General features: G+C 70.0%; 10 protein-coding genes and 1 pseudogene. 10 read left to right on the top strand and 1 reads right to left on the bottom strand.

Annotation, left to right across the window (positions count from 1 at the left end; all coding sequences use genetic code 11):
- The 10 genes and pseudogenes from ACFPZL_RS07430 to ACFPZL_RS07385 all read left to right on the top strand — a co-directional run.
- Positions 1-205: pseudogene (locus ACFPZL_RS07430) on the top strand (radical SAM family heme chaperone HemW); the annotation flags it as partial.
- Between the two features lie 41 nt (positions 206-246).
- Positions 247-1,281: a heat-inducible transcriptional repressor HrcA gene (gene hrcA, locus ACFPZL_RS07425; RefSeq protein WP_218113713.1), complete on the top strand. Its 1,035-nt coding sequence runs from the start codon at positions 247-249 to the stop codon at positions 1,279-1,281.
- 69 nt (positions 1,282-1,350) lie between these two features.
- Positions 1,351-2,451 (top strand): molecular chaperone DnaJ, encoded by a 1,101-nt coding sequence (gene dnaJ, locus ACFPZL_RS07420; RefSeq protein WP_218113712.1) that lies wholly within the window; start codon positions 1,351-1,353, stop codon positions 2,449-2,451.
- 249 nt (positions 2,452-2,700) lie between these two features.
- A complete protein-coding gene (locus ACFPZL_RS07415) occupies positions 2,701-3,522 on the top strand; it encodes a 16S rRNA (uracil(1498)-N(3))-methyltransferase (protein WP_218113711.1) in 822 nt (273 codons plus the stop codon).
- A gap of 70 nt (positions 3,523-3,592) precedes the next feature.
- On the top strand, positions 3,593-3,934 hold the full coding sequence (locus ACFPZL_RS07410) for an HIT domain-containing protein (RefSeq protein ID WP_218113710.1): 342 nt from the start codon (positions 3,593-3,595) through the stop codon (positions 3,932-3,934).
- Entirely contained in the window at positions 3,934-4,980 is a 1,047-nt protein-coding gene (locus tag ACFPZL_RS07405; protein ID WP_218113709.1) for a PhoH family protein, read from the top strand. Before ACFPZL_RS07410 ends, ACFPZL_RS07405 begins: the two co-directional genes overlap by 1 nt.
- Positions 4,977-5,465 (top strand): rRNA maturation RNase YbeY, encoded by a 489-nt coding sequence (ybeY, locus tag ACFPZL_RS07400; RefSeq protein ID WP_218113707.1) that lies wholly within the window; start codon positions 4,977-4,979, stop codon positions 5,463-5,465. Before ACFPZL_RS07405 ends, ybeY begins: the two co-directional genes overlap by 4 nt.
- Entirely contained in the window at positions 5,462-6,790 is a 1,329-nt protein-coding gene (locus ACFPZL_RS07395; protein ID WP_218113703.1) for a hemolysin family protein, read from the top strand. The genes ybeY and ACFPZL_RS07395 overlap by 4 nt, the downstream gene beginning before the upstream one ends.
- Entirely contained in the window at positions 6,787-7,749 is a 963-nt protein-coding gene (gene era, locus ACFPZL_RS07390) for a GTPase Era (RefSeq protein ID WP_218113702.1), read from the top strand. The genes ACFPZL_RS07395 and era overlap by 4 nt, the downstream gene beginning before the upstream one ends.
- Before the next feature lie 39 nt (positions 7,750-7,788).
- Positions 7,789-8,172 carry a DUF5684 domain-containing protein gene (locus tag ACFPZL_RS07385; protein ID WP_218113697.1) on the top strand — a complete coding sequence of 128 codons (384 nt, stop codon included), beginning with the start codon at positions 7,789-7,791 and terminating at the stop codon, positions 8,170-8,172.
- A 75-nt stretch (positions 8,173-8,247) separates the two neighbouring features.
- Here ACFPZL_RS07385 and ACFPZL_RS07380 read toward each other — a convergent pair.
- The coding region (locus ACFPZL_RS07380; RefSeq protein ID WP_382334989.1) for a DUF2207 family protein at positions 8,248-9,146 on the bottom strand (899 nt) is incomplete at its 5' end.

Raw genomic sequence — 9,146 nt, 5'->3', positions numbered from 1 at the left:
GATCCTGCTCGAGGCCCGCATCGCCGACGGCCTGCCCCTCGAGGTGCTCGCCGCGTCCGAGCGGCGAGCGGTGCCCGAGCTGATCGCCGAGGGACTCGTGGACGGCCGGGCCGCGCTCGGGGCGGGAGGATCCGAGCCGCGGGTCGTTCCGACGCTTCGCGGGCGCCTCCTGGCCGACACCATCGTCCACCGGCTGCTGGGATAGACTGGCACTCTATACTCGTGAGTGCCAGACGGGAGGGCGGCATGGTTTCCGGACGCGGGCTCGCGGTGCTGCATGCGATCGTCGGCGACTACGTCGCCTCGAACGAACCGGTCGGCAGCAAGACGATCGTCGACCGCCACCAATTCGGGGTCTCGGCGGCCACCATCCGCAACGATATGGCGCAGCTCGAGGAGGAGGATCTGATCGTCGCCCCGCACACCTCCTCCGGGCGGGTGCCGACGGACAAGGGCTACCGGCTCTACGTGGACACGCTGGCGCGGATCCGTCCGCTCACCGGGGCGCAGCGCTCGGCGATCGAGCGCTTCCTGGGCGAGTCGAACGACCTCGACGAGGCGCTGGCGCGCACGGTGCGGGTGCTCTCGCAGCTGACCAACCAGGTCGCCGTCGTGCAGTACCCCTCGCTCAAGCGCACCCAGGTGCGGCATATCGACCTCGTGGCTCTGGGGGAGGATCGCGTGCTCTGCGTGCTGATCCTCGGCAGCGGCGTCGTGGAGCAGCAGTTCGCGAGCCTCCCGGCCGCCCGGGTCACCGAGGCCTGGGTGAACGGACTGCGCGAGCGCATCGCCGGCGAACTGCTCGGTCACGACCTCGAGACGGCGGTCGTGCTTGCGACGGAGCTCGCCGAGTCGATCGAGACCTGGGCGCAGCCCGGGGAGACGGAGCTCGTGCGGCGGGTGCTCGATATCCTCCTGGGGCAGCTGCAGGCCAACCGGAGCGAACGCATCGCGATCGCCGGCGCCGCGAACCTGTCGCGGCCGGGCGGGTTCTCGGGCGATCTCCACGCCGTGCTCGAAGCGATCGAAGAGCAGGTCACCCTGCTGCGTCTCCTCGGGGAGCTCGCGAGCGACGGGCGCGACGTGGCGGCGTCTATCGGGCGAGAGAACCAGCGCTACGGACTCGAGGGCGCCTCCATCATCGCCTCGAGCTACGAGCACGACGGCGACAGCCAATCGCACCTCGGCGTGCTCGGGCCTCTGCGCATGGACTACGCGGGGAACATCGCCACGGTGCGGGCGGTCGCCAGCTATCTGAGCAAGCTGCTGTCCGACGGATAGGCCGGGCGGCGTTCATCGCCGTTGAATCCCAGAACTTCAGAATCCACCGGAAGAGAAAGGCAGCCCTTCGTGGCCGATCATTACGAGACCCTCGGGGTGGAGCGCGACGCGTCTCTCGACGAGATCAAGAAGGCATACCGGCGCCTGGCCCGCGAGCTGCATCCCGACGTCAACCCGAGCGAGGAGGCCGCGGAGCGCTTCAAGAGCGTCACGCACGCCTACGACGTGCTGAGCGACCCGAACGAGCGCCAGCGCTACGACCTCGGCGGCGACGGCTCCGGCGGGATGGGCGGCTTCGGCGACATCTTCGAAACGTTCTTCGGACAGGGTTTCGGCGGCGGTCAGCGCGGTCCGCGTTCGCGCGCGGAGCGCGGCGACGACGCCATGATCCGCGTCGACGTGGAGCTCGCCGACGTCGTGTTCGGCGTGCAGCGGGAGATCGTCGTGAACACCGCGGTGCTCTGCGGCACCTGCCAGGGCTCCTGCTGCCAGCCTGGAACATCGCCGGTCACCTGCGACGTCTGCGGCGGCACCGGCCAGGTGCAGCGCCAGGTGCGGTCGCTCTTCGGCAACGTGGTCACGACCCACGCCTGCGGCAGCTGCCAGGGCTACGGCACCGTGATCGAGCACCCGTGCGTCGAGTGCGGCGGCAAGGGGCGCGTGAGCGAGCGGCGCACGCAGACCATCGACATCCCCTCGGGCATCGAGACCGGCACGCGCATGCAGCTGCGCGGCGGCGGCGAGGTCGGCCCGGGCGGCGGCCCCAACGGCGACCTGTTCATCCAGTTCCGGGTGATGCACCACGACGTGTTCAACCGCGACGGCAACGACCTGCTCGCGACCGTGCAGGTGAGCATGACGGACGCGATCCTGGGCGCTGATACGACCGTCGAGGGGCTCGATGGCGGCGTGCACGTCGTCGTGCCGCCGGGCACCCAGTCGGGGGACGTGATCACGGTGCGCGGGCGCGGCATCCAGGCCCTGCACTCGACGCAGCGCGGGGATCTGAAGTTCGCGGTGCAGGTCGTCACTCCGACGAAGATCTCCTCGCGCGAGAAGGAGCTCATCCGCCAGTTCGCCTCGCACCGCAAGGACCCCGCACCGGCGCTCGGCGAGTTCCAGCAGGGGCTCTTCGGCAAGATCCGGGATCGCTTCTTCCGCGCGGGCTAGGGATCGGGCGTCGCACCGGACGCGCCCGGCTGAGACCGTCGCGCCCGACTACTACCGTAGCGCCCGGCGACCACCGTCGCTCCTGACTACTCCCATCGCGAAAGGCGAAAAAAGGCTGCTTCTCGGCGAGCATGCAGCCTTTTTTCGCCTTTCGCGGGTGGTGCGGGCGATGCCTGGCGGACGAGACGTCGCGCGATGCGGGCGGGGCAGCGCTGATCGGGTGCGGGGTCGATACCCTACGCTGGAGCGGTGGCGAATCTGTACTATCGCGAAGACCTATCGGCAGACGCGTTCGCGATCGGAGCGACGGTCGAGATCGCGGGCGACGAGGCGCGGCACGCGCTGCGGGTGAGCCGACTGCGGGTCGGCGAGCGGATCATGGTCGGGAACGGTGCCGGTGCGCTCGGCGAGGGCGCCGTCGTCTCGGCCGCGAAGGATCGCTTCGCCGTGCGGTTCGACTTCGCCGCGTACGGAAAGGCGACCGGGCCGCGGATCGTGCTCGTGCAGGCGCTCGCGAAAGGCGACCGCGACGAGCGTGCGGTCGAGCAGGCCACCGAGTTCGGCGTCGACGGCATCGTGCCGTGGCAGGCTGAGCGCTCGGTGTCTCGCTGGGTCGGCGCGGGTGTCGACGGTGGCGCGGAGAAGGCGGCGAAGGGCGTCGCGAAGTGGCGAAGGATCGCGCGCGAGGCCTCCAAGCAGTCGCTGCGGCCGATGATCCCGACGGTGGGCAGCCCGGTCCTGCTCGCCGAGCTGTGCGAGCTCGCTCGCGGCGGAGCCTCGGTGCTCGTGCTGCATCCGGAGGGCGAGCGGGCGCTGAGCGACCACGCTCGGGAGCGCTTCGCAGGTGGTCTCGGGGGAGCGGGCGCAGCCGACGATCTTGCGACCGGCAGCGGTACCGGCGCGGATGTCCATCTCGTCGTCGGCCCGGAGGGCGGGCTGAGCGACGGCGAACTCGAAGCGCTCGAGGAATCCGGTGCCGCGATCCTCCGCCTCGGCGACACCGTGCTGCGCACCTCATCGGCAGGACCGGCTGCCCTCGCCGTGCTCAACGTCGCGCTCGGCCGCTGGTAGCGAGCGCCGCTGTTGATAGCGATCGACGCCGTGGGCGAGTCTGTCGGAGGCGCCGAGTAGACTTGTCGGTATGGCAGAAGCAACCATCTTCGGCAAGATCGTGGCCGGCGAGATCCCCGTCGAGAAGCTCGCGGAGACCGAGCGCGTGATCGCGTTCCCCGACATCGCCCCGCAGGCGCCGGTCCACATCCTCGTGGTTCCGAAGACCACGGAATACGCGAACGTGACCGAGCTCGCAGCGGGCGACCCCGGCCTGCTCGCCGAGATGGTCGCCGTCGCGCAGAGCGTCGCGAACGAGCACTCCGATGGCGACTACCGTCTCATCTTCAACACCGGCGCGAACGCCGGGCAGACGGTGTTCCACGTCCACGCGCATGTGCTCGCCGGCGGCCTCGAGGAGGGTTCGCTCTAGTGCCGTCAGCCCCTGACACCGCCGCGGGTCGACCGCCCGCGCGACTCGAGCGCACCGTGCTGCTCACCGGGGTCGATCTGGCGCAGTTCCTCGGCCACCGCGACCAGCTGATCGCGGACCTCGAGCGGCAGCACCCCGACGTCGAGTTCCACGCACGAGATCATGTGCTCACGCTGAGCGGCCCCGCCGGCGAGGTGCGGGCGGCCGAGCAGGTGGTCTCCGAGGTGCTCGAGGTCGCGCGTCGCAGCGGCGCCGTCTCGCGTCACGACGTGCGCGAGGCGACCCGCATGGTGGCACGTGGCGACGGCCCGACGGCCTCGCAGGTGCTCAGCGAGCCGATCCTCTCGGTGCGCGGCCACGCTATCCGCCCGCAGACGCGCGGCCAGCGGCAGTACGTCGACGCGATCGACGAGCACACGGTGACGTTCGGGATCGGCCCGGCCGGTACCGGCAAGACCTACCTCGCGATGGCGAAGGCCGTGCAGGCGCTGCAGCGCCGCGAGGTCGCGAAGATCATCCTCACCCGGCCGGCCGTCGAGGCCGGCGAGCGGCTCGGCTACCTGCCGGGCACGCTCGAGGACAAGATCGACCCCTACCTGCGTCCGCTCTTCGACGCGGTCGGTTCGATGATGGAGCAGGAGGTCGTGCCGAAGCTGCTCGCAGCGGGGACCATCGAGGTGGCCCCGCTCGCCTACATGCGCGGCCGTACCCTCAACGAAGCGTTCGTGATCCTCGACGAGGCGCAGAACACCACGCCGGAGCAGATGAAGATGTTCCTGACCCGCCTCGGATACGGCTCGAAGATGGTCGTGACCGGTGACGTGACACAGGTGGACCTGCCCATCGCGGCGAGCGGTCTGCGGGTCGTGAGCCGGATCCTGCGCGGCGTCGACGACATCCACTTCTCGGAGCTCACCTCCGACGACATCGTCCGGCACAGCCTGGTGGGCCGGATCGTGGACGCCTACTCGGCGTACGAGGAAGAGCGCAACGTCGCGCGTCGGCCCGCGGACCGCGGAACCGCAGCAGAGGAGTCCGGAGCATGAGCGTCGAGATCACCAACGAGTCCGGCTTCGACGGCGGAGCCGACTTCGACGAGGCCGGCCTGCAGCGGCTCGCCGCATTCGTGCTCGAATCGATGCACGTGCATCCGCAGACGGAGCTCGGCGTCTCGCTGGTCGACGAGGCCGCCATCGAACAGCTTCATCTGCAGTGGATGGACGAGCCCGGGCCGACCGACGTGCTGAGCTTCCCGATGGACGAGCTGCGACCGGGGCGTCCCGATGCGCCGACGCCGCAGGGCCTCCTCGGCGACGTGGTGATCTGCCCGCAGGTCGCCGAGCTGCAGGCCGAGGCCGCCGGGCATGACACCGTCACCGAGATACGGGTCCTGCTCACGCACGGCATGCTGCACCTTCTCGGCTTCGATCACGCGACGCCGGAGGAGGAGGCGGAGATGTTCGGTCTGCAGCGCGATCTGCTGCTCGGCTTCGCCGCCCACGAACGCGGACGCGGAGAGCGGGGCCGATGACCGGCCCGATCATCGCGCTGTTCCTGGCCACCGCTGCACTGCTGCTCGGACTCGGCGGCCTGCTGGCCGCCAGCGATGCCGCCCTCGGAGTCCGTTCACGTGCGGAGCTCCTCGCGCTCGCGGACGATTCGCCGCGGGTCGCCGGGGCCATCCGCGCCATCGCCGACGACGAGGCCGCTCATGCGAACGCGCTCGGCTTCGCACGTGTGACCGCCGAGACGCTCTCCGCCGTGCTCATCACGCTGACTCTCGCCCGCACCGTCGACAACCTGTGGTTCGCGCTGCTGCTCGCCGGCTTGATCGTCGCGGGCACCACGTTCGTACTCGTCGGCTCGAGTCCTCGCACAGTGGGAACGCATCACCCCGATGGCATGATCCGCTTCTCGGCGCCGTTCGTGCGGATCGTGCGCCTGATCCTCGGCCCCATCGCGACCGGGCTGGCCCGGCTCGGCGATCGGGTGACTCCGGGCCGGGTCGGTTCGTCCCGCGGGATCCGAGACGAGCAGCAGCTGCTCTCTATGGTGGATCAGGCGACCGAGCAGGCGCTGCTCGAGGAGGACGACCGGGACTACATCCACTCGCTCGTCGAGTTCGGCGACACGCTGGTGCGCGAGGTCATGGTGCCTCGTACGGACATGGTCACGGTGCAGGCCGAGCACACCGTGCGCGATGGGCTCGAGCTGCTGCTCGCCTCGCGGCATTCCCGGGTGCCCGTGGTGACCGGCGATGCCGACGAGGTCGAAGGCGTGGTCTACCTGCGCGACGCGAGCGGTTTCGTGCTGCGGCGTCCCGAGGACGCCGAGGCGATGGCGGTGACGAGGATCATGAAGCCCGCACTGTTCGTTCCGGAGCTGCAGCGGGCCGACGACCTGCTGCGGCAGATGCAGCGGGAATCGAATCATCTCGCGCTCGTCGTCGACGAGTACGGTGGGATCTCGGGTCTCGTGACGCTCGAGGATCTGATCGAGGAGCTGCTGGGCGACATCAGCGACGAGCACGATCGCGAGATGCCGGAGGCGGTGGAGCAGGAGGACGGATCGTTCATCGTCAGCGCACGCCTCTCCGTCGACGATCTCGGGGAGCTCTTCGACCTCGATCTCGAGGACGACGATGTCGACAGCGTCGGCGGCCTGGTGGCCAAGCACCTGGGCCGGCTGGCCGAGGAAGGAGACGTCGTGACGGTCTCCGGGATCGAGCTCACGGCGCTCGAGACCGAGCGGCGCCGGCAGCGGCTCGTGACGGTCGGGGCGCGCTGGGTCGGCGGAACGGGGGACACCGGCGAGATCGAGCCGGTGCGCGACACGGAGGACGGGACGGACGCATGACGGAGCAGACGGGTGCTGAGGACGCGGGAGCGGGAGCAGGATCGGAATCGGTCGAGCCGGAGTTCCGTGCCGGGTTCGTGTCGTTCGTCGGGCGGCCGAACGTCGGCAAGTCGACGCTGACGAACGCGTTGGTCGGCGAGAAGATCGCTATCACCAGCCCGAAGCCGCAGACCACGCGACGCGCGATCCGCGGCATCGTGCACCGGCCCGACGGCCAGCTGATCATCGTCGACACGCCCGGCATCCACCGCCCGCGCACCCTGCTCGGCGAACGGTTGAACGCGCTCGTCGAGGCGACGCTCGGCGACGTCGACGTGATCGGCTTCTGCGCGCCCGCGAACGAGAAGATCGGACCGGGGGACCGCTTCATCAACGAGCGGCTCGACGACTTCCCGCGCGCCAAGAAGATCGCGATCCTCACCAAGGTCGACGAGGCCTCGCAGAGCGAGATCATCGAGCAGCTGACCCTGCTCGGCGCGCTGCGCGAATGGGATGCGGTCGTGCCCATCTCCGCGGTGACCGCGGAGCAGCTCGACGTGCTCGCCGACGTGCTGCTCGGCCTCATGCCCGAGTCGCCGCCGCTCTACGACGACGAGACCACCACCGACGAGCGCGAGGACGATCGCATCGCCGAGCTGATCCGCGAGGCGGCGCTCGAGGGCGCGCGCGAGGAACTGCCGCACTCGCTCGCCGCGACCGTCGACGATCGCGAGGAGCGGGAGCCCGAGCGCGAGGGCGAGCCCGGCCTGCTCGAGATCTACGCCTCCATCTACGTCGAGCGCGACAGCCAGAAGGGCATCGTGATCGGCAAGGGCGGATCGCGCCTGCGCGACGTCGGAGAGCGCGCCCGGCGCGAGATCGAGGCGCTGCTCGGCCGCCGCGTCTACCTCTCGCTGCGCGTCAAGGTCGCGAAGGAGTGGCAGCGCGACCCGAAGGCGCTCGGCCGGCTCGGGTTCTGACCCGCCACCGGGCCCCCGTCCGCCTCATAGACTGACCGTATGAACAACACCGAGCAGCTCGACGATGCGGTCGCAGCGATCTTCAGCGGCACCTACGGGGTTATCGCCATCGTCTTCTACGTGCTCTGGGCGGTCGCCGCCTGGAAGGTCTTCTCGAAGGCCGGCTACCCCGGCATCCTCGCGCTCATCCCGATCGTGAACGCGATCGTAGTCGTCAGGATCGCGGGCTACTCGGGATGGCTGGTGCTGCTCTACCTGATCCCGATCGTGAACCTCGTCTTCGCGATCCTCGTCGCGCTCCGGCTGGGCGAGAACTTCGGCAAGGGCGCCTTCTTCTCGATCTTCTGGCTCTGGCTGTTCCAGTTCGTCGGTCTCTTCGTGCTCGGATTCGGCAGCGCGCGATACGCCCCTCGTCGGTCGTAGGGGAGCGCACTCGACGGGCGGCGCAGCGTTCCGGTCCTTGGGTCCGCGCGGAACTCGAAGGCTTTGCCTTCTCGTTCAGCGTCCGCCGCTGAATCCGCCGCCCCCGCCGCCGCCCGAGAAGCCGCCGCCGGTCGACCCGCCGCTGCTGCTCGATGAGTAGGAGGCGGCCGAATCGAAGGATCGTGCGAAGCCGGAGACCGTGCGGTCGAGGCTCGCGATCCCGTGCACGCCCACTGCCGGATACCAGTGGGGAGAGGCGACGCCCGACGCCTCGTAGCGCAGCTGCAGCGCGCGGCCCCACTCCTTCTCGAGACCGAAGAGCATGGCGTAGGGGAGCAGCCGCTCGTACAGGTGCACCACGTCGATGGCGCCGTCGGCGCGGCGCTCGGCTCCCGTGTAGCTCTGCAGCATGCGCTGGCGATCGGCCTCGGCGACTCGGATGAACTCGCGCACGCCGAGCAGGTGCTCGCGCGTCTCAGCGCCGAGGGGAGTGTAGACGCGGTGCCGCACGAGCCCGACGACAGCGAGAATCAGCGCGGGGATGCCGAGGAGCAGCGAGGCCATCCATGTGCCGTCGTGATCGCGTGAGGCGCCGAGCGCGAGCAGCACGATCGCACCGGCGATGAGCGCGAGCGCGAGGATGCCGCAGACGCGGGCGATGCCGCTCCGCTCCTTCGTCGTGTAATCGCGCAGCTCGGCTTCCGTCCTGCCTCGAGCCTCGAGCTTCTGCATCTTGGCGCTGAACTTCTCGCTGCGCTTCGGCAGTGCGAACTCGGCGCCGGCCGACGCCTCCTTGCCGAAGATCGCGCGCAGCGCGCGCCGGTCGAGCGGGTCGGCGGCGCGGGTCGGGTCGAGCAGCCGGAAGGCGAGCTTCGGCTTCCGTTTGCCGACGCGCTCGATCTCCTCGATGCGCGTCGCACCGCTCACCGCGAGGTGCACGAACTGCGCGGCGACCGTCGACTGCGTCGCACCGG

The organism is Leucobacter soli (genome assembly GCF_042659205.1).
Classification (GTDB): domain Bacteria; phylum Actinomycetota; class Actinomycetes; order Actinomycetales; family Microbacteriaceae; genus Leucobacter; species Leucobacter soli.
The sequence above is the reverse complement of the archived record's forward strand: the minus strand, read 5'-3'. Positions and strand labels throughout refer to the sequence as shown.